Consider the following 25,643-nt stretch of genomic DNA (forward strand, 5'->3'; position numbering starts at 1 on the left):
GCCATGCAACGCGGGCAGTATGCTGCCCTCCATGACACTCAGGGCTTCGGCCCACGACAAGAACAATTCGAGTGAGACCATGAACCATTACGCCAAAGCCGAACGCGCCCTGCTCGACCCGATGGAAACCGCCAGCCTCGACGCGCTGCGCCAGCACCAGCTGGAGCGCCTGCGCTGGAGCCTGCTGCACGCCTACCAGAACGTGCCGTTGTACCGTCAGCGTTTCGACGCCTGCGGCGCCCACCCGGACGACCTGCACACGCTGGACGACCTGGCCAAGTTCCCCTTCACCGGCAAGAACGACCTGCGCGACAACTACCCCTACGGCATGTTCGCCGTGCCCCAGGACCAGGTGGTGCGCCTGCATGCGTCCAGCGGCACCACCGGCAAGCCGACCGTGGTCGGTTACACCCAGAACGATATCGACACCTGGGCCAACGTGGTGGCGCGCTCGATCCGCGCCGCCGGCGGGCGCAAGGGCGACAAGGTACATGTCTCCTACGGCTACGGTCTGTTCACCGGCGGCCTCGGCGCCCACTACGGCGCCGAGCGTCTGGGCTGCACGGTGATCCCCATGTCCGGCGGCCAGACCGAAAAGCAGGTGCAGCTGATCCGCGACTTCCAGCCCGACATCATCATGGTCACGCCGTCGTACATGCTCAACCTGGCCGACGAGATCGAGCGCCAAGGCATTGCCCCCGACGACCTCAAGCTGCGCCTGGGCATCTTCGGTGCCGAGCCCTGGACCGACGAGCTGCGCCGCTCCATCGAGCAGCGCCTGGGCATCAACGCCCTGGACATCTATGGCCTGTCGGAAATCATGGGCCCTGGCGTAGCCATGGAGTGCATCGAGACCAAGGACGGCCCGACCATCTGGGAAGACCACTTCTACCCCGAGATCATCGACCCGGTGACCGGCGCCGTACTGCCGGACGGCCAGCTCGGCGAATTGGTGTTCACCTCGCTGAGCAAGGAGGCGTTGCCCATGGTGCGCTACCGCACCCGCGACCTCACCCGCCTGCTGCCCGGCACCGCCCGGCCGATGCGGCGCATCGGCAAGATCACCGGGCGCAGCGACGACATGCTGATCATCCGCGGGGTGAACGTGTTCCCCACGCAGATCGAAGAACAGGTCCTAAAAATCAAACAGCTTTCAGAGATGTATGAGATCCATCTGTATCGCAATGGCAACCTCGACAGCGTCGAGGTGCACGTGGAATTGCGTGCTGACAGCCAGTACCTGGATGAAGGCCAGCGCAAGCAGGTGGTGGGTGAGCTGGCGAAGCAGATCAAGACCTATATCGGCATCAGCACGCAAGTGCACCTGCAGCCGTGCGGGGCGCTGAAGCGTTCCGAAGGCAAGGCTTGCCACGTTTATGACAAGCGCTTGGCCGGCTGATCCGGCAGCTGTCCATCGAGCCCCGGCATGGTCCGGGGCTTTTTTTCGCCCATGACAACGCCATCGCGGGGCAAGCCCGCTCCCACGCTGAGACAGTGGCGTGGGAGCGGGCTTGCCCCGCGATCGGGCCTCAATGCGATACACAAATTTTATTTGATACATCAAATACTGTTTGATGTTGTGTTTTGTATCGCTTATAAATACCCCACGCCCCAAGCCGCCCACCACCGGGAGCCCGAACATGTACGCACAGCTCGTAGAAACCGGCGTCAAACGCCTCAAGTCGCTGGAAGAGATGTCGCCCGAAGAGCGCGCCTTCCAGGAAAAGATCGACGCCGAGATCAAGATCGAAGCCAAGAACTGGATGCCCGACGCCTACCGCCAGACCCTCATCCGCCAGATCTCCCAGCACGCCCACTCAGAGATCGTCGGCATGCTGCCCGAGGGCAACTGGGTCACCCGTGCTCCCAGCCTCAAGCGCAAGCTGCAACTGATGGCCAAGATCCAGGACGAAGCCGGCCACGGCCTGTACCTGTACAGCGCCATGGAAACCCTCGGTGCCGACCGCGACGAAGAAATCGCCAAGCTGCACAGCGGCAAGGCCAAGTACTCGAGCATCTTCAACTACCCCACCCTCAGCTGGGCCGACATGGGCGCAGTGGGCTGGCTGGTGGATGGCGCCGCGATCGTCAACCAGGTGGTGCTGCAGCGCACCTCCTACGGCCCCTACTCACGCGCCATGGTGCGCATCTGCAAGGAAGAGAGCTTCCACCAGCGCCAGGGCTACGAGCTGCTGCTGACCATGATGCGCCACGGCACCCAGGCCCAGAAGGACATGGTCCAGGACGCCATCAACCGCCTGTGGTGGCCAGCACTGATGATGTTCGGCCCCAGCGACGAACACTCGCCCAACAGCGCCCAGTCGATGGCCTGGAAGATCAAGCGCCAGACCAACGACGAACTGCGCCAGCGCTTCATCGACCAGACCGTGCCGCAGCTGGAGCTGCTCGGCTGCACCGCCCCCGACCCTGAGCTCAAGTGGAACGCCGAGCGCGGTCACTACGACTTCGGCGACATCCAGTGGGACGAGTTCTACGAAGTGATCAAGGGCAACGGCCCGTGCAACCAGGAACGCGTCGCCACCCGCCGCAAGGCCATCGAAGACGGCGCCTGGGTACGCGAGGCCGCCGTGGCCTACGCACGCAAACAACAGAACAAGAACGCCGCCTGAAGCGGCCATCGATGCGGAGATCGAGCATGTCTGACTGGACCCTCTACGAAGTATTCGTGCGCAGCAAGCACGGCCTCAACCACAAGCATGTCGGCAGCGTGCATGCCGCCGACGCCGCCATGGCCATCGAGAACGCCCGCGAGCTGTACACCCGCCGCAGCGAGGGCGTGAGCCTGTGGGTAGTGCCCTCGGCGTTGATCACCGCCTCCTCGCCCGACGAGAAAGACCCGCTGTTCGCCCCGGCGGACGACAAGGTCTACCGCCACGCCAGCTTCTATGAGCTGCCCGCCGAAGTCGGACACATGTGAGGCCCGCCATGCACAAGCAAGCACTTATCCAATACCTGCTGCTGCTCGGCGATAGCGCCCTGGTCCAGGGCCAGCGCCTGTGCGAGTGGTGCGGCAAGGCCCCGGCGCTGGAAGAAGAACTGGCGCTGATGAACGTCGGCCTCGACCTGGTGGGCCAGGCCCGCAACTGGCTGGACTACGCCGCCGAACTGCAGGACGACGGCCGCGACGCCGACGCGCTGGCGTTCCGCCGCGATGAACGCGCCTACCGCAACCTGCTGCTGGTCGAGCAACCCAACGGCGACTACGCCGTGACCATGCTCAAGCAGTTCCTTTACGACGCCTGGCACCACGCCACGCTTGAAGCGCTGACGGCCTCCAGCGATGAACGCATCGCCGGCATCGCCGCCAAGGCCCTGAAAGAAGTCACCTATCACCTGCGCCGCTCCGGCGAATGGGTGCAGCGCCTGGGTGGCGGCACTGAAGAAAGCCGTCGGCGCATGCTCGAAGCCATCCCGGCGCTGTGGCGCTTCACGGTCGAATTGAGCGTCGCCAACGACGGCGAAGTGCAACTGGCCCAGGCCGGTATCGCCGCCGACCCAGCGCAGATCGCCCAACACTGGCTGAACACCGTCACCGCCATCTTCGCCTCGGTCGACCTGCCCCTGCCCAAGGCCGCCAGCCACTTCTACCTGGACGGGCGCAAGGGCCTGCACACCGAACACCTCGGCCTGCTGCTGGCCGAGATGCAATTCCTGCCGCGAGCCTACCCCGATGCAACCTGGTGAGCTGATCGCCGGCGACCGCGGCGCCCGGGCCCAGCAGCACGGCGACCTGGCCCATGCCTGGGCGGTGCTGGCCGAAGTGATGGACCCGGAAGTGCCGGTGGTCAGCGTGGTAGACCTGGGGATAGTGCGCGACCTCGACTGGCGCGCCGGCCACCTGCACCTGGTGGTCACCCCGACCTACTCCGGCTGCCCGGCCACCGAGGTGATCGAGGGCGACATCCGTCAGGCCCTGGAGCAGGCCGGCTTCGCCGAACCCGCGCTGGAGCGCCGACTGATGCCGGCCTGGAGCACCGACTGGATCAGTGCGCAAGGCCGTGAGCGCCTGCGCGCCTATGGCATCGCCCCACCCGCGGGTAGCGCCAGCCTGCGCGGCAGCACGCCCAGCGTGTGCTGCCCGCAGTGCGGCAGCGCCCATACCGAACTGCTCAGCCAGTTCGGCTCCACGGCCTGCAAGGCGCTGTACCGCTGCCGCGCGTGCCTGGAGCCGTTCGACTATTTCAAATGCCTTTGAGCCGTGGAGAACGCCATGAGCCCGTTTCACAGCCTGACCATCAAGCAAGTGCGCCAGGAAACCCGCGACGCGGTGTCCATCGCCTTCGACGTGCCCGCGCATCTGCAGGAACAATTCCGCTTCACCCAGGGCCAGTACCTGGTCATGCGCACCCAGCTCGATGACGAGGAAGTGCGCCGCTCCTATTCGATCTGCAGCGCCGTGCAGGATGGCGAGCTGCGCGTGGCGGTCAAGCGCGTGCCCGGCGGGCGCTTCTCGGCCTTTGCCAATGAAGTGCTCAAGGCCGGCCAGCAACTGGAGGTAATGCCGCCGTCGGGTAACTTCTTCGTATCGCTGGACCCGGCGCGCCAGGGCAACTACCTGGGCGTGGCTGCCGGCAGTGGCATCACGCCGATCCTGTCCCTGGTCGCGACCACGCTGGCCACCGAACCCCACAGCCGCTTCACCCTGCTGTACGGCAACCGCGCCAGCAACAGCGCGCTGTTCCGCGATCGCCTGGAAGACCTGAAGAACCAGTACCTGGACCGCCTCAACCTGATCTTCGTGTTCAGCCGCGAGCAACAGGACGTCGACCTGTACAACGGCCGCATCGACGCCGACAAGTGCGGCCAGCTGTTCTCCCGTTGGCTGGATGTGAAGCAGCTCGACGCCGCGTTCATCTGTGGCCCCCAGGCCATGACCGAGACCGTGCGCGACAGCCTGCGGGCCAACGGCATGGACAACGCGCGCATCCACTACGAACTGTTCGCCGCCGCCGGCAGCGAAGCCCGTCGCGAAGCCCGCGAGGCGGCGCGCGAGCTGGATTCGGCGGTCAGCCAGGTGACGGTGATCAGCGATGGCCGCGCCCTGGCCTTCGACTTGCCGCGCAACACCCGCAGCGTGCTCGATGCCGGCAACGCCATCGGCGCCGAGCTGCCGTACTCGTGCAAGGCCGGGGTGTGCTCGACCTGCAAGTGCAAGGTGATCGAGGGCGAGGTGGAGATGGACAGCAACCATGCCCTGGAAGACTACGAAGTGGCCGCCGGCTACGTGCTGTCGTGCCAGACCTACCCCCTGAGCGACAAGGTGGTGCTCGACTTCGATCAGCTTTGAACCCGATCGCGGGGCAAGCCCGCTCCCACGCAGGTAGCTGACGTGGGAGCGGGCTTGCCCCGCGATATCCAAAAGCTACCCCCGCGTGACCTGAAAAAACAATTACAACAGCCAGAGAGAACGCCAGCCATGACCCCCGAACACCTCGAGAGCATCAACAACCACCCCGACTTCCAGCAGTTGATCAAGCGCAAGCGCCGCCTCAACGGCACCCTCACCTTGACCATGCTGGCCGCCTACTACGGCTTCGTCCTCCTGGTGGCCTTCGCCCCCGGCGTGCTCGGCCAGTCCCTCAGCGGCGGGGTCACCAGTGTCGGCATGCTGGTCGGGGTGCTGATGGTGCTGCTGTCCTTCGCCCTCACCGGGATCTACACCCATCGCGCCAACACCGTGCTCGACCCGCTCAACGACAAGGTCAAGCAGGAGTGCGCACGATGAACTGGACCGCCATCTCGATGTTCCTGGTGTTCGTCTGCTTCACCCTGCTGGTCACCCGCTGGGCGGCGCTGCGCACCCGCTCGGCCAGTGACTTCTATACCGCCGGCGGTGGCCTCACCGGCATGCAGAACGGCCTGGCGATCGCCGGCGACATGATCAGCGCCGCGTCCTTCCTGGGCATCTCGGCGATGATGTTCATGAACGGCTACGACGGCCTGCTCTACGCCCTGGGCGTACTGGCCGGCTGGCCGATCATCCTGTTCCTGATCGCCGAGCGCCTGCGCAACCTGGGCAAGTACACCTTCGCCGATGTGGTCTCCTACCGCCTGGCCCAGGGCCCGGTGCGCATCACCTCGGCGTTCGGCACCCTGACCGTGGCGCTGCTGTACCTGGTGGCGCAGATGGTCGGCGCCGGCAAGCTGATCGAACTGCTATTCGGCATCAGCTACCTGTATGCGGTGATGCTGGTGGGCGTGCTGATGGTGCTGTACGTGACCTTCGGCGGCATGCTCGCCACCACCTGGGTGCAGATCATCAAGGCGGTGATGCTGCTGTCGGGCACCAGCTTCATGGCCTTCATGGTGCTCAAGCACTTCGGTTTCAGCACCGAGGCGATGTTCGCCAGCGCCGTGGCCGTGCATGCCAAGGGCCAGGCGATCATGGCGCCGGGGGCGTTGTTGTCCAATCCGGTAGATGCGATTTCACTGGGCTTGGGGATGATGTTCGGCACTGCCGGGCTGCCGCATATCCTGATGCGCTTCTTCACCGTCAGCGACGCCAAGGAAGCGCGCAAGAGCGTGTTCTACGCCACCGGTTTCATCGGTTACTTCTACCTGCTGCTGATCGTCATCGGCTTCGGTGCCATCGTCATGGTCGGCACCGAACCGTCCTACCGCGATGCCGCGGGCGCGATCATCGGCGGCGGCAACATGGTCGCGGTGCACCTGGCGCAGGCGGTGGGCGGCAACCTGTTCCTCGGCTTCATCTCGGCTGTGGCCTTCGCCACCATCCTGGCCGTGGTTGCCGGCCTTGCGTTGTCCGGTGCCTCGGCCGTGTCCCACGACCTGTATGCCTGCGTCATGCGCAAAGGCCAGGCCAGCGAGCAGCAGGAAATGCGCGTGTCGCGCATCGCCACCCTGGTGATCGGTCTGTTCGCGGTGCTGCTGGGCCTGATGTTCGAATCGCAGAATATCGCCTTCCTCTCCGGCCTGGTCCTGGCGGTGGCCGCCTCGGTCAATTTCCCGGTGCTGCTGCTGTCGATGTTCTGGAAAGGCCTGACCACCCGCGGTGCGGTGGGCGGCAGCCTGGCCGGGCTGGTCTCGGCGATCGTGCTGGTGGTGCTGGGCCCGGCGGTATGGGTCAACGTACTGCACAACGAGCACGCACTGTTCCCCTACAGCAACCCGGCGCTGTTCTCCATGTCGCTGGCGTTCCTCGGCGCCTGGGCCTTCTCGGTCACCGACAGCTCGCAGCGCGCCCAGGACGAACGTGGCCGCTACCTGGCGCAGTTCATCCGCTCCATGACCGGTATCGGCGCCGCCGGCGCCAGCAAGCACTGATCACAAGAACAATAAGAACGACGGGGACAACAACAATGAACCGCACACGCCTCACCTCGGCCGCCTGGTTGGCCACCCTCGCCCTGCCCTTGCCGGCCCTGGCGGACTTCATCGGCGACAGCCACGCGCGCGTCGAGCTGCGCAACCACTACATCAACCGCGACTTCCGCCAGGACAACGCACCGCAGAACAAGGCCGAGGAATGGGGCCAGGGTTTCACCGCGCGCTTCGAATCGGGCTTTACCGATGGCCCGGTCGGCGTCGGGGTGGACGCCATGGGCCAGCTTGGCATCAAGCTTGACTCCAGCCGTGACCGGCGCGGCACCGGCCTGCTGCCGTTCGGCCCCAACAGCAAGGAGCCGGTGGAGGACTACAGCGAACTGGGCCTGACCGGCAAGCTTCGGGTGTCCAAGAGCACACTGCGTCTGGGCACCCTGCAGCCGATCCTGCCGGTGGTGGTGTACAACGACACCCGCCTGCTGGCCTCGACCTTCCAGGGCGGCCTGCTGACCAGCCAGGAGCTCGACGGCCTGACCTTCAATGGCGGGCGCCTGACCAAGGCCAACCTGCGTGATTCCTCCGGGCGCGACGATATCGGCTATGGCGCCGCCACCAGCGATCACTTCGACTTCGGTGGCGGCAGCTACGCCTTCACCCCGCAGACCAGTGTCAGCTACTACTACGCCAAACTCGAAGAGATCTACCGCCAGCAGTACGTCGGCCTGCTGCACACCCAACCGCTGGCCGAGGGCGTAAGCCTGCGCAGCGACCTGCGCTACTTCGACAGCCGCGGCGATGGCGCCGAGCGCGCCGGGCGCATCGACAACCGCAACTTCAACGCCATGTTCACCCTCGGCGTGAAAGCCCACAAATTCACCGCAACCTGGCAGCAGATGTCCGGCGACAGTGCCTTCCCGTTCCTCAACGGCGGCGACCCGTACACCGTCAACCTGGTCACCTACAACACCTTCACCCGTGCCGGGCTCGACTCCTGGCAGCTGCGCTACGACTACGACTTCGTGGCCATGGGCATCCCCGGGCTGAGCTTCATGACCCGCTACACCGACGGCCGCCATGCCGAGACCGCCACCCTCAACAATGGCCGCGAGCGTGAACGCGACACCGACATCACCTACGTCATCCAGAGCGGCCCGTTCAAGGACGTCAGCCTGCGCTGGCGCAACGTGACCTTCCGTTCCGGCAATGGCCTGACCAATGCCGTGGACGAAAACCGCCTGATCATCGGCTACACCCTGGCGCTCTGGTAAGCGCGCCGCCTGTCTATCAGAACAGCATGGAGAACAGCATGTCCGCCGCCCCTACCCTGCAAAGCTTCATCGCCGGCCGCTGGATCGGCCAGCACGGCGCCCAGGCCCTGCGCAGCGCCCTCGACGGCCACGTCCTGGCCTACAGCCACGAAGAACGCCCGGACTTCGCCGAAGCGGTCGATTTCGCCCGTGTCCAGGGCCTCAAGCAACTGCTGGCCATGGACTTCCAGCAACGCGCCGCGCGCCTCAAAGCCCTGGCGCTGTACCTGGCCGAACGCAAGGAACAGCTCTACGCCCTGTCCCACCACTCAGGCGCCACCCGCGCCGACAGCTGGATCGACATCGAAGGCGGCAACGCCACGCTGTTCGCCTATTCGAGCATGGGCCGCCGCGAGCTGCCGTCGGGCAATCTGGTGCATGAGGGCCCGGCGATTCCGCTGGGCAAGCAAGGCCACTTCGCCGGCAGCCATATCCTGGTGCCGCGCACCGGCGTGGCCGTGCACATCAACGCCTTCAACTTCCCGATCTGGGGGATGCTGGAGAAGTTCGCCCCGACCTTCCTCGCTGGCATGCCGTGTATCGTCAAGCCGGCCACCTCCACCAGCTATCTGACCGAAGCCGTGGTGCGCCTGATGAATGAATCGGGCCTGCTGCCGGCCGGCAGCCTGCAACTGGTGATCGGCAGCACCGGCGACCTGCTCGAGCGCCTGCAGGGCCAGGACCTGGTGACCTTCACCGGCTCCGCCGACACCGCCGCCAAGCTGCGCGTCACGCCGAACCTGGTGCGCAATTCGGTGCCGTTCAACGCCGAAGCCGACTCGCTCAACTGCGCCATCCTCGGCCCGGACGTGAACCCCGACAGCGAAGAGTTCGAGCTGTACATCAAGGAAGTGGCGCGGGAGATGACCACCAAAGCTGGGCAGAAATGCACGGCGATCCGCCGTGCCATCGTCCCGGCCAGGCACATCGACGCCGTAGCCACTCGCCTGCGCGAACGGCTGCGCAAAGTGGTGGTCGGTGATCCGTCGGTCGAGGGCGTGCGCATGGGCGCCCTGGCTTCCCACGAGCAGCAGCGCGATGTCGGTGAACGCGTACGCATGCTGCTGGACAGTTGCGACCAGCTGCTGGGCGCCAGCGATGGCTTCAGCCCGGTCGGTGACGGCGTGGCTGAAGGCGCGTTCTTCGCCCCGACCCTGCTGCTGGCCCGCGACCCGCACGCCGAGGGCGGCGCCCACGATATCGAAGCGTTCGGCCCGGTCAGCACGCTGATGGCCTACGACGACCTCGACGAAGCCCTAGCCCTGGCGGCTCGTGGCAAGGGCAGCCTGGTGGCGACCCTGGTCACCGCCGATCGCACGGTGGCAGCCAAGGCCATCCCGGCCGCTGCTGCCTGGCACGGGCGCCTGCTGGTGCTCGACAGTGAAGCGGCCAAGGAATCCACCGGCCACGGTTCGCCGCTGCCACAACTCAAGCATGGCGGCCCAGGCCGCGCTGGCGGCGGTGAAGAGCTCGGCGGCCTGCGCGCGGTCAAGCACTACCTGCAACGCGCCGCGGTGCAGGGTTCACCGAGCATGCTGATGGCGGTGACCGGCGAATACGTGCGTGGCGCCGAGGTAATCGAAACCGAGGTACACCCGTTCCGTCGCCACTTCGATGACCTGCGCATCGGTGAGTCGTTGCTTACTCACCGGCGCACGGTGACCGAGGCCGACCTTGTGAACTTCGGCTGCCTGTCGGGCGATCACTTCTACATGCACTTCGACGAGATCGCGGCGAAACAGTCGCAGTTCGGCAAGCGCATCGCCCATGGCTATTTCGTGCTGTCGGCGGCGGCCGGGCTGTTCGTTTCGCCGGGTGAAGGGCCGGTGCTGGCCAACTATGGCCTGGATACCCTGCGCTTTATTACCCCGGTGGGGATTGGCGACACCATCCAGGCGCGGTTGACCTGCAAGCGCAAGATAGACCAGGGCAAGACCAGCCCCCAGGGGCAACCGCAAGGGGTGGTGGCTTGGGATGTGGAGGTGATCAATCAGGATGGGGAACTGGTGGCGAGTTATGACATTTTGACGTTGGTGGTGAAGCGAGGGGTTGAGGTGGGGTGAAGACCACTAGGTGTTCGCCGGTGTTTTTTCCGCGCCTTTGAGATCGAGCGCCGCGCGGGCGGCGCTCGATCTTGGGGGCGCTACAAACCTGTCGCCATGCACTCTACCGCCCACATGCAATCACGCATGCACACTCCACTGCGTGCTATCCGCCGCAATCGGCAAATCGTCGATGGCCTGGATCAACCCACAACGCAGCGCCTCCTCCGGCCCCAGAATCCGCGGGTAAGCCATCAAGTAGCGCGGCACATCCAGCGCCTCGCTGCCCCCTGCGGTCCGCTCGACAACAATCTGCTCATACAACCGCAGGTCGTAATCCAGGCTCATGGCGTACTCGGCCATGCGCGCATGGTCCACCGAGCCGTGCAAGGTCCAGTGGAAGGGATGGAACAGGAACTTGCTCAGCGCACAGGCAGTACGGTGGCTACCGGCAAGGAAGATGATGTTGCCCATCGACTCCACCGTGCCGAGATTGTGGGTGTGCACCGGCACCGGCAGGCTGCGCAGGAAGTTATACAGGGTGAAGCCATAACTGCACTCCCCGCCCATGGTGGCGATGTTCAGCTGCAGCAGCTCGGCGCCTTGCTGCAGGGCGCGCGAGCAAGTGTTGATCAGGTTGCCGCAGGTGGACGAGTTGATGGGGCCGGTGTAGTGGATGATGTGCCTGGCCATAAGGGGGCTCCCGGTCGTTCGGGTTGCTGGGTGGCTGATCCTGCGCGATGTCCTGCTAGCGGTGGAGGCGTGAGGCAGGGGCAAAGTTCCATGGCCTCGCTGGCCAGCAGGGGGGACGGTTGTAATGTGCGGAGCGCTCCCAGACGTATCGACTCGTGGGAACGTGCCATGCATGGACTTTTTTGCCTACCCGCAGCCTGTGTGCCTGCAGCACCGGGCAGTCAGGCCGGGTCACCAGGAACCTTCACCATCTGTTTTCGCGTGTAGGACCTTTTACTCTGTCTCTGGCTGATCAGCTAATGGAGACAGACCATGGACATGCAACTTGAGAGTGTCATAGATGGGGTAATAGGCCATGCTTTGTACCCGTACATTGGCGTTCAAGACGCATACTTTACAGACCAATCTGTAAACATCACATCAGTCGTTCCTGACATCTTGAAGTTTAAGCCCTGCCTGCTGAGCAGGTTCGCACTTTATGGTGCCTCCCCACCTGGTTTTGCCGCGGTTATTTCATTAAATGCCAATGGCACACCTACAATACCTACGACTAATCTCCTGGGCGTACCAGAAAGTTCCCACATCGCCGAAGCCTCAGCACCTAATATCGTTCAATCGCAGTGATACCTAAATGGCTGCAACATTAGAACCCATTGCGCATACAGCCTGCTGGATATGCACCATATATATTTAATCAGCCAAATAAAATAAGCATCAACGAGCAGCAAAACCCTGAACTTCGGCAACTAGCTGTAGATGCCCTGGCGTAATCGCTACACCCCCTTATAAAGACTTGACCTATTACGCACCGCACCAGCGGCAACGATTGCTCACACCCTTTTCACAGAAGAGAAGAAATGTCAGACCCCATCATTGAAACCTCCCAAACACCTGAACTGCCCTTCAACACGGGCGGCATTCACACACAAGCCGGCAACTTCCTCTCGGCCATGCAATCAGCGGTCGACCCACGAACGGGCCAGTTCAACCTGGTCTTCAACATCGAATTGGGTATCGCCAATAACCTTGGCGGCCCTTCCCTGCCCTTCACCCTGGCGTTCAGCAGCCTGGGTTCGCATCGCAACCAAGGCTTTGGCCTGGGCTGGTCGCTGCTGGTCAGCGAACTGTCACTGGCACAAGGCGCCCAGGCGCTGCGCCTTGGCACGGGCGAACAGTACGCAGTTCAGGCCGTCGTGGACGGCCAGCTGACGTTTCGCGACTACAAGCTGCATGCGCTGCGGGTAGTGCGTACTGACGATGGCAGTTATCGGATCACTCACAAAGACGGCCGTATCGAGGTCCTCAAGCAGGTCAACGGCAGCGGCCCCTATGTGCTGCATGAGCTGCGCAGCGATGCAGGCCGGCGGCTGCACCTGCAGTGGAGCTCGGCCAACGGTGTCAACTTCCTCAGGGAGATCACCGACGACAACCAATGCGTGCTGGCCCGGCTCGACCGCAGCGGCACTTCACCTAGGTTGCTGCTCGCACCGGGTACTGCCGAAGAAGCGGTTTACGTCTTCGAACAAGCGAACAGCCGCCTGGCGAAGTTGCACCTGCCTGAAGTCGAAATGCCTTTTGCCTTCAGCTATGAGGCTATAGATGTCGGCAACGGCCAGTCGCTGCTGTTCCCCAAGGAAGTCGGCGGCCCGCTTGGCGCCACCGACAAGTTGTTCTGGAGCAAGACCGCCGGGGACTCGCATCGCCTGCCCAGCGGCGCGCCGATCAGTTTCCTGCCACGCGTGTTGCGCTGGGAGCACACCGACAGTGCGGCATCAGGCACGCTGTCGTATAGCTACGCCTGGATGGGTGCCTACAACTACCTCGGCTTTGGCAGCCAGCTGGGCTTCCAATGGGAATCGGGCCGCGACAACCTCTACAAGCTGCGTGAGCGCTACGAATATTCCGTCACTGAAACCCAGACCAACTCAAGCGGCTCGATCAAGCAGACCGTACAGCGTCACTGGGATCGCTACCACCTGCAAACCCTCGAGCGCCGCCGCTCCGGCGACCATGAAACCCGCGTCGACACCAGCTACCACGTCGACTACGGCAAATCCTGGGAAGAGCAGGCGGCGTTCTGCCAGTTGCCGCGCCAGGTGACCACCACATTTATCGAGTGGCAGGGCGATACCGTCAAACGGGAACGCAGCGAGGTCACCACCTCCACCTTCGACCACTATGGCAACCCACTCGAGTCGGTCCAGGCCAATGGCGTGACGGAGTTCAAGGAGTATTACCCGATCGAAGGCGAGCCCGGCAGCGCGCCTGAAGATGGCCTGGACATGGTGCGCCGCTTGAAACTGCACAGGGTTACACCGCCCGCACCGGCCCACGGTGCTGCGCCGGTCATGGTCACCCGCTACACTTATGCCGCGTTGCCTTCGCTGATCACCGGCGACCCCGCCCTGCAACTGGTCGAGCGCGAGCAACTGGAGGACGAAACGGCCGGAACCGTGGTCGAAACTTCCGACAACTCGTACATCGATACGGTTGGCCCGCACTACGCCCGCCTGGCCAGCGCCACCAAGACTGTGGCAGGGCGGCCGATCGCCACCCGCCATACCTACAGCATCGAGCCCGTAAACGGCGTGGCGACACTGCTGACCACCACCGTGATCGAAGGTGACGAGGCGGATCAAACCCAGCACATGCGCACCAGCACCGCCCGCTCCCTGGTCAGCGGCCGGACCCTGCGCGAGACCAGTGCTGCAGGAGTGCACACCGACCACGCCTACGACAGGCTCGGGCGCGTGGTAAGCAGTGTCATCGCCAGCGGTACCGAATATGAAGTGACCCGCACCTCTGCCTACCACCTCAGCGACGCATTCGTCATGCAACATGCCCCACGCGTGCCGAGTATCGACGGTTCCAGCCTGCTCTTGGCCAGCGTGGGCCATGAAGAGCAGGACGCCACTGGCCAGCGCAAGCGCACCTGGCTCGACGGCGCCGGCCGCACGGTATGGGTAGAGCTCGAAGACCTCGATCACCCGGCTGCACCTTTTCGCTGCATGAGCCGCATCGAGTATGACGCCCTGGGGCGTGAAACCTCGCGCAACGAAACGGACTGGGCAGCCGACGGCCAGCCGCTGTTCAGCCCGACCAGCACCACCAGCTACGACCACTGGGGCAACGTTGCACAGGTGACTGCGGGCAATGGTGTGACCACCTACACCGTGCACGACCCGATCGCCCAGACCGAGCAACGTTGGCAATCCGCCCAGGGCAAGGCAGGCAGCCTGGAGATCGTGCACAAGAACCTCAACGGCAGCCCGTTGAAGACCGAACACTATGACGACGGTGGCGGCGACCCTGACAAGCGACGATTGGTGCGCACAACCTACCAGCTTCGCGATGGGTTGGACCGTGTCATCGAGCAGAGCGTCGTACCCGCCATCGGCGTGGGTAGCAGCACCCGCACCACTTACGACGCGTTCTCTCGTGTCGTCGAGCGCCTTGCAGCCGGCGATTCACAGTCCCGCAAGACCCTCTGGACCTACGCCCCACACAGCAACGGCGAGCACCCCACGTCGGTGGCCATGCAAACCGTGGAGAACCCATGATGAACAACTATGCACAACCCGTGACCGTGGGTCGCCAGCAGTTCGACGGCCTCGGCCGCCCGCTGAGCATCCAATGCGGAGGCCGCATCACTGAACATCACTACGCCGCAGGCCAACTGCAACCCACCCACAACATCCTCGCCGACGGCAAGCGTGTGGATTTCCGTTACCTCAAAGCGTTGGAGAACCTGGTCGAACAGATTCTCCCTGCTGGTGAAAGCGCCCACGGCTTCAGCTATGACCGCACCCTGGGCACCACCATCTCGGCCAGTGGCCCGCTGGGCGTTCAGCAGATGACCTTCACCGCTGCCGGCAAGCCGCAGACCGACACCTGGACGGTCGATGGCCAGGCGCATGTCACCACCTGGCGCTATAGCCTCGGCGGTCTGCAGCTGGGCTTCGAAGACGCCGCCGGCGTGGACCACCAGCGCGCGTTCGACAGCGCCGGCCGTCTGCAACGGATCACAGTCGGCAACGTCACCAGCGAGATCGGCTACGACGCGTTCTCCCGCCCGCACACTTACACCACCCGTGACACGGTCAGCGGTACCCGCCTGACCCAGACCCTGACCTATGACGGCCTTGGCCGGGAGCATACCCGTACTTATGACGCCGTGGTTGAGGGTGAGTCCAGCCGCAAGGTGCAGACGCTGACCTACACCGACCTCGACCAGCTCAAGAGCCGCCATTGGGACGACAGCTCGGTGCAGGGCGAGGAGCGCTTCACCTATGATCGCCACGGCCGGTTGAACACCTACGAGGCCGACCTCGCGGTTGCGCCGAAGGATCCCTTCGGTAACCTGGTGGTCAAGCAGGTATTGCGCCTGGATGCACTGGATTGCTATATCGACGTGGTCTCGACCTTCGCCGACAACAGCAGCGATACCGCGACCTTCGAGTACCAAAACAGCAGCGACCCAACCCAGGTCACCCGTATCACTCATACCCATGCCAGCTGGCCCAGGCAGATCGACCTGGCCTATGACGCTCGCGGCCGCCTCGAGCGTGACAGCCTGGGCCGCGTGCTGACCTGGGATGGGCAAGACCGCCTGCTCAGCGTCAGCTACCAGGGCCAGACCTGCACCTACGGGTATGACCCAGCTGGCAACTTGTGCGACCGCCGGGTCGATGGCCAACTCACCCGCAGCTTCCACAGCGCCAAAGCCCTCACCCACGAACTGCGCGGTGAAGAACAATTGCGCCTGATCGGCGAAGCTGGCCAGCTGTTCGCGGTCGATCGGCTGGCCGCCGGTGTTCACCGGGCCACGCTGCTCGGCTGCGATGCCCAGGGCAGTGTGCGGCTGGAGGCCGATGAGGAGTTGCGCCAGTACCACTACACGGCCCACGGGGCCGATGCAGGCCCATCGCAGAGCTCCGCCAACCCGTTCGGGTTTGCAGGCGAGCGCCGTGAGCCGCTGACGGGCTGGTATATCGCGGCAGGTTACCGGCCCTATGACCCAGTGCTGATGATTTTCCTCGCGCCCGATAGCGCCAGCCCCTTCGGGCGGGGCGGGCTTAACCCCTACACCTATTGTGGTGGTGACCCGGTCAATCGTTTCGACCCGGACGGGCACAGTTGGATGAAGTGGCTAGGTATCGGGTTGGCTGCTCTGGCGCTGGCGATGACTGTCATTCCGATCCTCGCACCGATAGGCATGGCTGTTGCCGCCGGGGCATTTACCGCTGGTGCTGCAGGTGCAGGGGTAACGGCATCGCTTGGCGCTGGACTTGGCGCTGGACTGGTTGCCGGTATCACATCGGTATCGACAGTAAGCGGGGCAGTGGGCGCGATTGCAGCCGTGGCCAGCACCGTCAAGCTTGCAACGAGCATCACCATATTGGCGATGAATGATCCCGACGCGAAAGCGTCAAAGATTCTCGGCTATGTGGACATGGCCGCGGGGATCGTGGGTGGGGCAGCCTCGGCCGTCAAAGGCGGTATCGCGATCAAAGATGTGATCAGTACATCTTTCAAGGAGCTGGGCAGCATGGCCGATGCATCCGCCGCTATTGCCTCCACCATCACGACGCTCAGCACTACCACGATGACTATCAACAACGTGGTTTATTCCGATACAGAATCGAACTTTGACACACTTTTGGACCAATCTACCCCAGTGAGCAATTACTCCACAGGAGCCAGACAAATCGGGCCCCAGGTCGAGCAGGCAAGCGCCACCCGCAAGGCTTCTCTTCCAAACATGCAACGGGCCGAGACAGGGCCCGCCCAGCGAGTAGCCGAAATCATCAGCCGGCCGCAGATGCCATCGACGCTCGAAAAGCGTGGTCGAGCCGCAAACGGTGATAAACAACCTATCAGCCGTCAGTTCCAGTAACTTGGTCACATTGCAAGGCAGTGCCAGGTCGCCCTGGCACTGCACGGCCCTACTTACGAGCGGCCACCTTTGCGCCCGGACTCGGGGCTGTGGCGGTTATCCCCGCCGGTGCTTTGCCCACCTTTACGCCCGGCTTCGGCGGCTTTGTCGCGGTCATTGGCGAAATTCCCTGGATTCTTGCTGCCACCCTGGTGGCCCATCTTGTCGCTGTCCTTGCCCATCCGGTCATTGTCTTTGTTAGCCATGGTCATCAACCTCGTTTGGCTTGGGGATGCACGGTTGCGTGCCGTACATGGTGTGGGAGTACGGCGATAACGGCGGATTCGGTTTATTGCGGATTCATCGGACCGGTGGCGCTAAACAAGCGACGACGGTGTATTTGGTGCACAAGCAGTTTCGGCCAATCGCGGGGCAAGCCCGCTCCCACAGACCCGCGACACACCTGTTGACCCCTCCCATGAATGTGCTTAACCTTTGCGCAACCTACCGGTCGGTAGGTTTATTTTTGTCCAATGGATTCTGCTGTCATGCCCACCCACTCGAACCTGCGCTTCGCCGCCTCCCTCGCCTTGATCGGCGCCCTCGGCCCTTCGGCCATCGACATGTACCTGGCCAGCCTCCCACAAATGGCTCGCGACTTCGGCACCGGCTATCCCCAGGTGCAACTGACCCTGACCGTGTTCCTGCTGGCCATGGGCGCCGGGCAGCTGCTGTTCGGCCCGTTGGTGGATGCGCTGGGCCGGCGTCGGCCGTTGCTGGTGGGGTTGCTGGTGTTCACGCTCACCTCGCTGGCCGCGGCGGCGGCCAACTCACTGGAAACGCTGCTGCTGGCCCGGCTGATCCAGGGCCTGGCCAGCGCGCTGACCCTGGTGGTGATCATGAGCATGGTGCGCGACGTTGCCGACGGCGTACGGGCGGCACAGATCTTCGCCCTGCTGATGACCATCGAAGGCCTGGCACCGATCCTCGCCCCGGCGCTGGGCGGCGTGGTGGATGCGGCCTGGGGCTGGCGGGCGATCATGCTGGTACTCGCTGGGCTCGGCCTGTTGACCCTGCTCAACTCGGCCCTGGCGCTGGGTGAAACCTTGCCCGTCACGCAGCGCGTGCGACTGGCGCCCCGTAGCGTGCTGCGCACTTATGCGCGCATCGCCCGTGACGGTACTTTCCTGCGCCCGGCGCTGGCGCTGTCTGCGGTGTTCTTTTTCCTGTTCGCCTACATCGCTGGCTCTGCCTACGTGTACCAACAGTATTTCGGGCTCACCAGCACTCAGTTCGGCATGCTGTTCGGCGCCTGTGGCGTGGCCATTCTGCTGGGTGCTGCCGGGTCCGGCTTGTGGGTGAAGCGCCACGGCGTAGCCCGGGTGGCTTGGTGGGGCGCGCTGTGCATGGGTGCGGGTGCACTGCTGACGGTGGTGGGCGGCGGTTTGCCGGTGCTGCTGGGCGGCGTGGTGCTGGCGCTGTTCGGCCTGGGCATCTGCGAGGCCACGCTGATGGCCCTGGCGATGTCCTCGCAACACCGCGATGTCGGCTCCACCGCCGCGCTGCTCGGTGCCCTGCAACTGGTGATCTCGTCGAGCGCCACACCTCTTGCCGGGCACCTGGCGACCCTCGGCCCGCAGGCCTGGGCCTGGTTGTTGGCCGCAGCCGCCGTGGTCATCCTGGGTTTGACCCGCGCCGCCCTGGCAAAGACAATCAGCGCCTCGAACTGCAGCGTCAACCCGGAGTGACCACCTTGAAAGCCCTGACCCCTTCCGCCGCGCGCATTTGCGACCACGCCGTCGAGCATTTTGCCGAGCATGGCTACGACGGCTCGTCGCTGAACGAAATCGCGGCCCAGGCGGGCATGCGCAAGGCCTCGCTTTATGCGCACTTCGCCAACAAGGATGCGTTGTTCGTGTGTGCCTTCGAGCGTGCCCTGGCCGAGGAGACTGCCTATGTCGCAGCCGGGTTCGGCCATGAGGCCGCCGGCCGCGAGGCGCCGGGGCACTGGCATCCGCTGCACCTGGCAGAACGTTACGCGGGCTCGGCCAATTTGCGCTTCGTGCTGCGCAGCGCGTTCCTGCCGCCGGCGCCGATACGCTCGATCGTGACCACCGGTTTTGAGGAATATCTGGAGCAGATTCGCCTGGGCTTCTGCCAGGCCCTGCGCGAGCGGCATGCCTGGGCACGCAGCGATGGCAACAAGCTGGAGCTGTATGGGGATGCTTATCTGGGGATCATCGACAGCCTGCATGTGGAGCTGCTGTATGCGAACCCGGCGGTGTATGCGCGGCGGGCGGCATCGTTGTTGAAGATTCTGGATGATTCGTTGGGGTTGGCGGGGTGATGGGGCGTCTGTCGGGGGATTGGGTGGCCTACATTCAATCTCAAGCCATACCCCCACCGCCCCGCTACCTCATGGCTGAATCTTCTTCAACTCATTAAGCAACCCCATCAACTGCTCCAGCTTGTCCGCCCCGAACTGGCGCTGGATCTCCTGATAATTGCGCTCCATCTCCTCGCTCATCGCCAGGAACGCCTGCTGCCCGCGCACGGTCAAGCTGATGAAGATCCGCCGCTGATCCTCCGGCGACTTGCGCCGCCCCACCAGCCCATCGCGCTCCAGGCGCTTGAGCACGCCGCTCATGCTCGGCTTGAGAATGCACGCCAGGTCCGCCAACTGGTGGCTCTCCAGCTCGCCCTGCTGGCGCAGGATGCGGATCACTCGCCATTGCTGTTCAGTCAAATCATGGGCATTGAGCGCCGGGCGGAAGAACGCCATGGTCGCTTCACGGGCCTGCAGCAGGGTCAATGTCAGGGAGGGTCTTGGGATGGTCATCGGGCTCAGCTGGTTTTATTAAGATATTAATGAAGTGAAATACATTTGTACCCGGCCTGTCCAGCCCCTGTGAAAAGTACCAGCGCTCCTGGCTAACGCCCATTCTCGCTGCAACCGGGTCATTGCACGATTGGCTTGAAGCTCAAGGCTTGGAGCTAGTCACTTGATGCAACCATCACCGCAACGCCGCTTGCCGCTGGCGGTACTCCCCCGGCGTCATCTGCGCATGGCGCTGGAAGAACCGGCTGAAATACGCCGGGTCCTTGAAGCCCAACTGGTAGCAGATTTCGTTGGCCGAACCGCCCGTATACAACAGCAAGCGCCGCGCCTCCTGCATCAGGCGCTCGAACACCAGGCGCTTGGACGGCAGGTCGGCGATGCGCCGGCACACGTCATTCAGGCGTGCCTCGGTCACGCCCAGTGCCGTGGCGTAGGCCGGCAACGCCCAATGCTCCAGGTAATGGCGCTCGATCAGCTCATTGAAACGGTGGAACAGCTGCAGGTCCTCGTGCCGCGCCGGCATCGCCTCCAGCGAGTTGGCACACAGCCGCAGCAGGCTGATCATCACCAGCCGCGCCAGGTCCTGCAGGGCGGTGCCCTGCCCCGCCTGGCCATGGCCGACTTCGCTGCCGAGCAGGTCGAACAGTTGCTCCAGCCGATGCGCCTCTTCCAGCGCCGGCCCCTGCAAATGCCCCAGGGCAACACACGCAGGTTGCAGGCGCGGCGCGCTGATCAGCCCGGGCTCGGCTTCCAGCAGCTGCCACACCAGCTGCTGGCGCACGGTCAGCACATGGCCATCGGCGTCGGCCTCGGTGACAAAGGCATGGGGGATGGTCGGCGGTGTGAGGAAGAACATCGGCCCTGCCTCGTGGTAGCGCTGTTCGTCGAGGTACACCCGCACGCTGCCAGTTTTCACGTAGTGCACCTGGAAGAAGCGGTCATGACGGTGCACCGGCATGTTGCGGCCAAAAAAGCCGGCCAGGTTGCCAAGCCGGTCGTAGTGCACCTCGCTGTCGCTGTAGCGCTGGTCGTAGACCTGACCGATGTTGATGTTGGGGATCGGCTGTCGTTCTTTCATTGTTGTTCTCGTACCGGTGGAACAGGCCGGGCGATGCATCGTAGCACTGCCCGGCGAGCGGGGAATGCCTTGACGATCGTTAACATCTTAATTATAACGTTAACACATTAACAAAAACGCAATGAAGCGTCCCCGGGCGCTTCGCCTTCCGCAGGAGAAAAGCATGAGCCGTGCCTTGCACGAGGTCGCCACCGGCAGCCTGTTCGGCGTTGCCCTGAACTACCAGGGCCTGCTGCAGCAGCACCTGGCGTCCTTCCATGAAGCGCCGTACCAGCAGCCGCCGGTCAAGCCGGTGCTGTTCATCAAGACCCCCAACACCCGCAATGGCCATGCCCAGGCAGTTACCTACCCTGCGGGAGTCGAGCGCCTGCAGCCCGGCCCGGCGCTAGGGGTGGTAATCGGCAAGGACGCCAGCCGGGTAACCGTCGAAAACGCCCTCGAGCACGTGGCCGGCTACACCATCGTCAACGAGTTCAGCCTGCCCGAAGACAGCTATTACCGCCCGGCCGTCAAGGCCAAGTGCCGCGACGGCTTCTGCCCGCTGGGGCCGGAGCTGGTACCGGCGGCGCAGGTGGGCAACCCCGACGCGCTGGGCATCCGCCTGTGGGTCAACGGTGAACTGCGCCAGCACAACAACACCGCCAACTGCGTGCGCAGCGTGGCCCGGTTGATTGCCGAAATCAGCGAGTTCATGACCCTGCATGCTGGCGATGTACTGATTACCGGCACCCCGGAAGGCCGCGTCGATGTGCTGCCCGGTGACCGCGTGACCGTCGAGATCGACGGCCTCGGCCAGCTGACCAACTCCATCGTCGCCGAACAAGGACTCGCCCCATGAAGCACGCCCGTATCCAGTTCGACGGCCAGGTTCACGCCGTCACGGTCGAAGATGACCACCTGCGCCTGGCCGATGGCCGCCTGGTCCATCAAGACCAGGTGACCTGGTTGCCACCGGCCACCGGCAGCATGTTCGCCCTGGGCCTGAACTACGCCGACCACGCCGCCGAGCTGGCCTTCAAGCCGCCCACCGAGCCGCTGGCGTTCATCAAGTCGCCCGGCACCTATACCGGCCACGACCAGGTCACCTGGCGCCCGGACAACGTCAAGTACATGCATTACGAGTGCGAGCTGGTGGCGGTGATCGGCAAGCCGGCGCGCAACGTCAAGCGCGAGGACGCCCTCGCCTACCTGGCCGGCTACACGGTGTGCAACGACTACGCCATCCGCGACTACCTGGAGAACTACTACCGGCCCAACCTGCGGGTGAAGAACCGCGACGCCACCACCCCGGTCGGCCCGTGGATCGTCGACGCCGCCGATGTGCCGGACCCGTCGAACCTGACGTTGCGCACCTGGATCAACGGCGAGCTGAAACAGCAAGGCACCACCGCCGACATGATCTTCGACATCCCCTACCTGATCGAATACTTCTCCAGCTTCATGACCCTGCAGCCCGGCGACATGATCGCCACCGGCACGCCGGAAGGTCTGGCCGACGTGGTGCCAGGCGATGAAGTGGTGGTGGAAGTGCAAGGCGTCGGCCGCCTGGTCAACCGTATCGTCAGCGAAGCCGAGTTCTTCTCCCGTAAAACCCAAGAGGCATGAGCATGATCAAGCACTGGATCAACGGCCGCGAAGTCGAGAGCCGTGACACCTTCATCAACTACAACCCAGCCACCGGTGAAGCCATCGGCGAAGTGGCCAGCGGCGGCGCCGAGGAAGTCGCCCAGGCCGTGGCCGCGGCGAAAGAGGCCTTCCCGAAATGGGCCAACACCCCGGCCAAGGAGCGCGCCCGGCTGATGCGCCGCCTCGGCGAGCTGATCGACCAGAACGTGCCGCAACTGGCCGAGCTGGAAACCCTCGACACCGGTCTGCCGATCCACCAGACCCGCAACGTGCTGATCCCCCGCGCCTCGCACAACTTCGACTTCTTCGCCGAAGTGTGCACGCGCATGGACGGCCACACCTACCCGGTCGACGACCAGATGCTCAACTACACCCTGTACCAGCCGGTGGGCGTGTGCGGGCTGGTGTCGCCGTGGAACGTGCCGTTCATGACCGCCACCTGGAAGACCGCGCCATGCCTGGCGCTTGGCAACACGGCGGTGTTGAAGATGAGCGAGCTGTCGCCGCTGACCGCCAACGAGCTGGGCCGCCTGGCGGTCGAGGCCGGTATCCCCAACGGTGTGCTCAACGTGATCCAGGGCTACGGCGCTACCGCCGGCGATGCCCTGGTGCGCCACCCGGACGTGCGCGCCATCTCCTTCACCGGCGGCACCGCCACCGGCAAGAAGATCATGCAGACCGCGGGGCTTAAAAAGTACTCGATGGAGCTGGGCGGCAAGTCGCCGGTGCTGATCTTCGAAGACGCCGACCTGGACCGTGCCCTGGATGCCGCGCTGTTCACCATCTTTTCGCTCAACGGCGAGCGCTGCACCGCCGGCAGTCGCATCTTCATCCAGGAGAGCGTGTACCCGCGCTTCGTCAGCGAGTTCGCCGCCCGTGCCCGGCGCCTGATCGTCGGCGACCCGACCGACCCGAAAACCCAGGTCGGCTCGATGATCACCCAGCAGCACTACGACAAGGTCACCGGCTACATTCGCATCGGCATCGAGGAAGGCGCACGCCTGGTGGCCGGTGGCCTGGAGCGCCCGGCGGGCCTGCCGTCGCACCTGGCCAAGGGGCAGTTCATCCAGCCTACGGTGTTCGCCGATGTGAACAACCGCATGCGCATTGCCCAGGAAGAGATCTTCGGCCCGGTGGTGTGCCTGATCCCGTTCAAGGACGAGGCCGAGGCGCTGCAGCTGGCCAACGACACCGAATACGGCCTGGCCTCGTACATCTGGACCCAGGACATCGGCAAGGCGCATCGTCTGGCCCGGGGTATCGAGGCCGGAATGGTGTTCATCAACAGCCAGAACGTGCGTGACCTGCGTCAGCCGTTTGGTGGGGTGAAGGGTTCCGGGACTGGCCGCGAAGGGGGACAGTACAGCTTCGAGGTGTTTGCCGAGATCAAGAACGTGTGTATTTCCATGGGCAGCCACCACATTCCGCGCTGGGGCGTCTGACGCCATCGCGGGGCGAGCCCGCTCCCACGAGATCGCGTGGGAGCGGGCTTGCCCCGCGATGCGGCCACAACAACAATCACAGGAGATTCCCATGGGCAAACTCGCTCTCGCCGCCAAGATCACCCATGTACCCTCGATGTACCTGTCCGAACTGCCCGGCCCGCGCCAGGGCTTTCGCCAAGCGGCCATCGACGGCCATCTGGAAATCGGCCGTCGCTGCCGCGCGCTGGGCGTCGACACCCTGGTGGTGTTCGACACCCACTGGCTGGTCAACGCCAACTACCACATCAACTGCGCACCGCACTTCGAAGGCCTGTACACCAGCAACGAACTGCCGCACTTCATCGCCAACATGAACTACGGCTTCCCCGGCAACCCGGAACTCGGGCGCATCCTGGCCGAGGAATGCAACCGCCTGGGCGTGGAAACCATGGCCCACGACGCCACCACCCTCGCCCCGGAATACGGCACCCTGGTGCCGATGCGCTACATGAACACCGACCAGCACTTCAAGGTGGTCTCGGTCTCGGCGCTGTGCACCTCGCACTACCTCAACGACAGCGCCCGCCTGGGCTGGGCCATGCGCAAGGCGGTCGAGGAGCACTACGACGGCACCGTGGCCTTCCTCGCCAGCGGCTCGCTGTCCCACCGTTTCGCCCAGAACGGCCAGGCCCCGGACTTTGCCACCAAGGTGTGGAGCCCGTTCCTGGAAACCCTCGACCATCGCGTGGTGCAGATGTGGCAGGACGGCGACTGGGCCGACTTCTGCGCGATGCTGCCGGAGTACGCGGTCAAGGGCCACGGCGAAGGCTTCATGCACGACACCGCCATGCTGCTCGGTGCCCTGGGCTGGTCGAAATACGACGGCAAGGCCGAAGTGGTAACGCCCTACTTCGGCTCGTCCGGCACCGGCCAGATCAACGCGATCTTCCCGGTCACCCCGCAGGATGGCAGCACCATCCCCGCCGCCCAGGCCTCCAACCCGGCCGGCGTCACCTCCACCAGCCGCCTGTAAGGAGCGCGCCATGCCCCATCTGGTCCTGCTCTACAGCCCGGACATCGAAGCCGACGCCGACATGCCCGGCCTGTGCCGCGCCCTGGCCGACTGCATGCTCGATCAACGCGACGAAAACGCCCGCCAGGTGTTCCCCACCGGCGGCACCCGGGTGCTGGCCTACCCTGCCGCCCACGCGGCGATCGCCGACGGCCAGGGAGCCTACGGCTTCGTCTACGCCAATCTGCGCATGGGCAGCGGGCGCAGCGCCACGGTGCACCAGCAGGTCGGCGAGAACCTGCTGGCCGTGCTGCGCCACCACCTCGACCCGCTGCTGGCGCAACGTCCAGTCGGCGTGACCCTGCAGATCGACGAAAGCCAGGCCCAGGTGTACGACGCCAAGCACAGCAGCCTGCACCCCCTGTTCAACCGGAATTCCTGA

The 25,643-nt window shown here is 64.3% G+C and carries 23 protein-coding genes and 1 pseudogene; 20 read left to right on the plus strand and 4 right to left on the minus strand.

Annotated elements, in window-relative coordinates:
• Positions 1-79 precede the first annotated feature (79 nt).
• The 10 genes and pseudogenes from paaK (at position 80) to paaZ (ending at position 10,675) form a co-directional block, all read left to right on the plus strand.
• Positions 80-1,399, plus strand: a complete 1,320-nt coding sequence (gene paaK / locus F6X61_RS01395; protein WP_153785055.1) for a phenylacetate--CoA ligase PaaK — start codon at positions 80-82, stop codon at positions 1,397-1,399.
• 241 nt (positions 1,400-1,640) lie between these two features.
• Complete coding sequence (gene paaA / locus F6X61_RS01400; RefSeq protein WP_153785056.1) at positions 1,641-2,630, plus strand: 1,2-phenylacetyl-CoA epoxidase subunit PaaA; 990 nt, start codon at positions 1,641-1,643, stop codon at positions 2,628-2,630.
• A gap of 26 nt (positions 2,631-2,656) precedes the next feature.
• Positions 2,657-2,938, plus strand: coding sequence for a 1,2-phenylacetyl-CoA epoxidase subunit PaaB (gene paaB, locus F6X61_RS01405; RefSeq protein WP_023631078.1), 282 nt, complete (start codon positions 2,657-2,659; stop codon positions 2,936-2,938).
• An 8-nt stretch (positions 2,939-2,946) separates the two neighbouring features.
• Positions 2,947-3,705 (plus strand): 1,2-phenylacetyl-CoA epoxidase subunit PaaC, encoded by a 759-nt coding sequence (gene paaC, locus F6X61_RS01410; RefSeq protein WP_153785057.1) that lies wholly within the window; start codon positions 2,947-2,949, stop codon positions 3,703-3,705.
• A complete protein-coding gene (gene paaD, locus F6X61_RS01415) occupies positions 3,692-4,216 on the plus strand; it encodes a 1,2-phenylacetyl-CoA epoxidase subunit PaaD (RefSeq protein WP_153785058.1) in 525 nt (174 codons plus the stop codon). Before paaC ends, paaD begins: the two co-directional genes overlap by 14 nt.
• Before the next feature lie 15 nt (positions 4,217-4,231).
• Positions 4,232-5,308, plus strand: coding sequence for a 1,2-phenylacetyl-CoA epoxidase subunit PaaE (gene paaE / locus F6X61_RS01420; RefSeq protein WP_153785059.1), 1,077 nt, complete (start codon positions 4,232-4,234; stop codon positions 5,306-5,308).
• Positions 5,309-5,437: 129 nt separating this feature from the next.
• A complete protein-coding gene (locus tag F6X61_RS01425; RefSeq protein WP_110993846.1) occupies positions 5,438-5,746 on the plus strand; it encodes a DUF485 domain-containing protein in 309 nt (102 codons plus the stop codon).
• Positions 5,737-7,305 (plus strand): annotated as a pseudogene (locus F6X61_RS01430) (cation acetate symporter); the annotation flags it as partial. The gene F6X61_RS01425 and the pseudogene F6X61_RS01430, both read left to right, overlap by 10 nt.
• A gap of 35 nt (positions 7,306-7,340) precedes the next feature.
• Complete coding sequence (locus F6X61_RS01435) at positions 7,341-8,573, plus strand: OprD family porin (RefSeq protein ID WP_153785060.1); 1,233 nt, start codon at positions 7,341-7,343, stop codon at positions 8,571-8,573.
• A 38-nt stretch (positions 8,574-8,611) separates the two neighbouring features.
• The gene (gene paaZ / locus F6X61_RS01440; protein ID WP_153785061.1) at positions 8,612-10,675 is read left to right on the plus strand and encodes a phenylacetic acid degradation bifunctional protein PaaZ; all 2,064 of its coding nucleotides are present in this window, start codon (positions 8,612-8,614) and stop codon (positions 10,673-10,675) included.
• Positions 10,676-10,795: 120 nt separating this feature from the next.
• Here paaZ and F6X61_RS01445 read toward each other — a convergent pair whose 3' ends face one another.
• The gene (locus F6X61_RS01445) at positions 10,796-11,347 is read right to left on the minus strand and encodes an ATP-dependent Clp protease proteolytic subunit (protein WP_153785062.1); all 552 of its coding nucleotides are present in this window, start codon (positions 11,345-11,347) and stop codon (positions 10,796-10,798) included.
• 312 nt (positions 11,348-11,659) lie between these two features.
• Between F6X61_RS01445 and F6X61_RS01450 the strand changes: the two genes are divergently transcribed.
• From F6X61_RS01450 to F6X61_RS01460, 3 genes are all read left to right on the plus strand, one after another.
• Entirely contained in the window at positions 11,660-11,971 is a 312-nt protein-coding gene (locus tag F6X61_RS01450; protein ID WP_153785063.1) for a hypothetical protein, read from the plus strand.
• A gap of 233 nt (positions 11,972-12,204) precedes the next feature.
• Positions 12,205-14,907 (plus strand): hypothetical protein, encoded by a 2,703-nt coding sequence (locus F6X61_RS01455; RefSeq protein ID WP_153785064.1) that lies wholly within the window; start codon positions 12,205-12,207, stop codon positions 14,905-14,907.
• Positions 14,904-17,243 (plus strand): RHS repeat-associated core domain-containing protein, encoded by a 2,340-nt coding sequence (locus F6X61_RS01460; RefSeq protein WP_153785065.1) that lies wholly within the window; start codon positions 14,904-14,906, stop codon positions 17,241-17,243. Before F6X61_RS01455 ends, F6X61_RS01460 begins: the two co-directional genes overlap by 4 nt.
• Before the next feature lie 53 nt (positions 17,244-17,296).
• Here the strand turns inward: F6X61_RS01460 and F6X61_RS01465 are convergent, their stop codons facing one another.
• Entirely contained in the window at positions 17,297-17,488 is a 192-nt protein-coding gene (locus F6X61_RS01465; RefSeq protein ID WP_153785066.1) for a general stress protein, read from the minus strand.
• Positions 17,489-17,770: 282 nt separating this feature from the next.
• Here F6X61_RS01465 and F6X61_RS01470 point away from each other — a divergent pair, with 282 nt between their 5' ends.
• Both F6X61_RS01470 and F6X61_RS01475 read left to right on the plus strand, forming a co-directional pair.
• A complete protein-coding gene (locus tag F6X61_RS01470) occupies positions 17,771-18,970 on the plus strand; it encodes a multidrug effflux MFS transporter (RefSeq protein ID WP_153785067.1) in 1,200 nt (399 codons plus the stop codon).
• Positions 18,971-18,975: 5 nt separating this feature from the next.
• A complete protein-coding gene (locus F6X61_RS01475) occupies positions 18,976-19,569 on the plus strand; it encodes a TetR/AcrR family transcriptional regulator (protein ID WP_218575525.1) in 594 nt (197 codons plus the stop codon).
• A gap of 69 nt (positions 19,570-19,638) precedes the next feature.
• Here F6X61_RS01475 and hpaR read toward each other — a convergent pair whose 3' ends face one another.
• Complete coding sequence (gene hpaR / locus F6X61_RS01480) at positions 19,639-20,061, minus strand: homoprotocatechuate degradation operon regulator HpaR (protein WP_110993855.1); 423 nt, start codon at positions 20,059-20,061, stop codon at positions 19,639-19,641.
• A 175-nt stretch (positions 20,062-20,236) separates the two neighbouring features.
• Positions 20,237-21,139 (minus strand): 4-hydroxyphenylacetate catabolism regulatory protein HpaA, encoded by a 903-nt coding sequence (gene hpaA, locus F6X61_RS01485; protein ID WP_153785069.1) that lies wholly within the window; start codon positions 21,137-21,139, stop codon positions 20,237-20,239.
• 163 nt (positions 21,140-21,302) lie between these two features.
• Here hpaA and F6X61_RS01490 point away from each other — a divergent pair, with 163 nt between their 5' ends.
• The 5 genes from F6X61_RS01490 (at position 21,303) to F6X61_RS01510 (ending at position 25,643) form a co-directional block, all read left to right on the plus strand.
• Positions 21,303-21,977 carry a fumarylacetoacetate hydrolase family protein gene (locus F6X61_RS01490; RefSeq protein WP_153785070.1) on the plus strand — a complete coding sequence of 225 codons (675 nt, stop codon included), beginning with the start codon at positions 21,303-21,305 and terminating at the stop codon, positions 21,975-21,977.
• Positions 21,974-22,744: a fumarylacetoacetate hydrolase family protein gene (locus tag F6X61_RS01495; protein ID WP_153785071.1), complete on the plus strand. Its 771-nt coding sequence runs from the start codon at positions 21,974-21,976 to the stop codon at positions 22,742-22,744. Before F6X61_RS01490 ends, F6X61_RS01495 begins: the two co-directional genes overlap by 4 nt.
• Before the next feature lie 2 nt (positions 22,745-22,746).
• Positions 22,747-24,207: a 5-carboxymethyl-2-hydroxymuconate semialdehyde dehydrogenase gene (gene hpaE / locus F6X61_RS01500; protein WP_153785072.1), complete on the plus strand. Its 1,461-nt coding sequence runs from the start codon at positions 22,747-22,749 to the stop codon at positions 24,205-24,207.
• Positions 24,208-24,298: 91 nt separating this feature from the next.
• Complete coding sequence (hpaD, locus tag F6X61_RS01505) at positions 24,299-25,222, plus strand: 3,4-dihydroxyphenylacetate 2,3-dioxygenase (protein ID WP_153785073.1); 924 nt, start codon at positions 24,299-24,301, stop codon at positions 25,220-25,222.
• Positions 25,223-25,232: 10 nt separating this feature from the next.
• Complete coding sequence (locus F6X61_RS01510; RefSeq protein WP_153785074.1) at positions 25,233-25,643, plus strand: 5-carboxymethyl-2-hydroxymuconate isomerase; 411 nt, start codon at positions 25,233-25,235, stop codon at positions 25,641-25,643.

Source organism: Pseudomonas sp. EMN2 (assembly GCF_009650555.1).
GTDB classification, from domain to species: domain Bacteria; phylum Pseudomonadota; class Gammaproteobacteria; order Pseudomonadales; family Pseudomonadaceae; genus Aquipseudomonas; species Aquipseudomonas sichuanensis.

What these genes read in the sequence shown, in the direction of transcription:
- paaK (WP_153785055.1), top strand. Translation starts at nt 80, where the DNA reads ATGAACCATTACGCCAAAGCCGAACGCGCCCTGCTCGACCCGATGGAA.
- paaA (WP_153785056.1), top strand. Translation starts at nt 1,641, where the DNA reads ATGTACGCACAGCTCGTAGAAACCGGCGTCAAACGCCTCAAGTCGCTG.
- paaB (WP_023631078.1), top strand. Translation starts at nt 2,657, where the DNA reads ATGTCTGACTGGACCCTCTACGAAGTATTCGTGCGCAGCAAGCACGGC.
- paaC (WP_153785057.1), top strand. Translation starts at nt 2,947, where the DNA reads ATGCACAAGCAAGCACTTATCCAATACCTGCTGCTGCTCGGCGATAGC.
- paaD (WP_153785058.1), top strand. Translation starts at nt 3,692, where the DNA reads ATGCAACCTGGTGAGCTGATCGCCGGCGACCGCGGCGCCCGGGCCCAG.
- paaE (WP_153785059.1), top strand. Translation starts at nt 4,232, where the DNA reads ATGAGCCCGTTTCACAGCCTGACCATCAAGCAAGTGCGCCAGGAAACC.
- F6X61_RS01425 (WP_110993846.1), top strand. Translation starts at nt 5,438, where the DNA reads ATGACCCCCGAACACCTCGAGAGCATCAACAACCACCCCGACTTCCAG.
- F6X61_RS01435 (WP_153785060.1), top strand. Translation starts at nt 7,341, where the DNA reads ATGAACCGCACACGCCTCACCTCGGCCGCCTGGTTGGCCACCCTCGCC.
- paaZ (WP_153785061.1), top strand. Translation starts at nt 8,612, where the DNA reads ATGTCCGCCGCCCCTACCCTGCAAAGCTTCATCGCCGGCCGCTGGATC.
- F6X61_RS01445 (WP_153785062.1), bottom strand. Translation starts at nt 11,347, where the DNA reads ATGGCCAGGCACATCATCCACTACACCGGCCCCATCAACTCGTCCACC.
- F6X61_RS01450 (WP_153785063.1), top strand. Translation starts at nt 11,660, where the DNA reads ATGGACATGCAACTTGAGAGTGTCATAGATGGGGTAATAGGCCATGCT.
- F6X61_RS01455 (WP_153785064.1), top strand. Translation starts at nt 12,205, where the DNA reads ATGTCAGACCCCATCATTGAAACCTCCCAAACACCTGAACTGCCCTTC.
- F6X61_RS01460 (WP_153785065.1), top strand. Translation starts at nt 14,904, where the DNA reads ATGATGAACAACTATGCACAACCCGTGACCGTGGGTCGCCAGCAGTTC.
- F6X61_RS01465 (WP_153785066.1), bottom strand. Translation starts at nt 17,488, where the DNA reads ATGGCTAACAAAGACAATGACCGGATGGGCAAGGACAGCGACAAGATG.
- F6X61_RS01470 (WP_153785067.1), top strand. Translation starts at nt 17,771, where the DNA reads ATGCCCACCCACTCGAACCTGCGCTTCGCCGCCTCCCTCGCCTTGATC.
- hpaR (WP_110993855.1), bottom strand. Translation starts at nt 20,061, where the DNA reads ATGACCATCCCAAGACCCTCCCTGACATTGACCCTGCTGCAGGCCCGT.
- hpaA (WP_153785069.1), bottom strand. Translation starts at nt 21,139, where the DNA reads ATGAAAGAACGACAGCCGATCCCCAACATCAACATCGGTCAGGTCTAC.
- F6X61_RS01490 (WP_153785070.1), top strand. Translation starts at nt 21,303, where the DNA reads ATGAGCCGTGCCTTGCACGAGGTCGCCACCGGCAGCCTGTTCGGCGTT.
- F6X61_RS01495 (WP_153785071.1), top strand. Translation starts at nt 21,974, where the DNA reads ATGAAGCACGCCCGTATCCAGTTCGACGGCCAGGTTCACGCCGTCACG.
- hpaE (WP_153785072.1), top strand. Translation starts at nt 22,747, where the DNA reads ATGATCAAGCACTGGATCAACGGCCGCGAAGTCGAGAGCCGTGACACC.
- hpaD (WP_153785073.1), top strand. Translation starts at nt 24,299, where the DNA reads ATGGGCAAACTCGCTCTCGCCGCCAAGATCACCCATGTACCCTCGATG.
- F6X61_RS01510 (WP_153785074.1), top strand. Translation starts at nt 25,233, where the DNA reads ATGCCCCATCTGGTCCTGCTCTACAGCCCGGACATCGAAGCCGACGCC.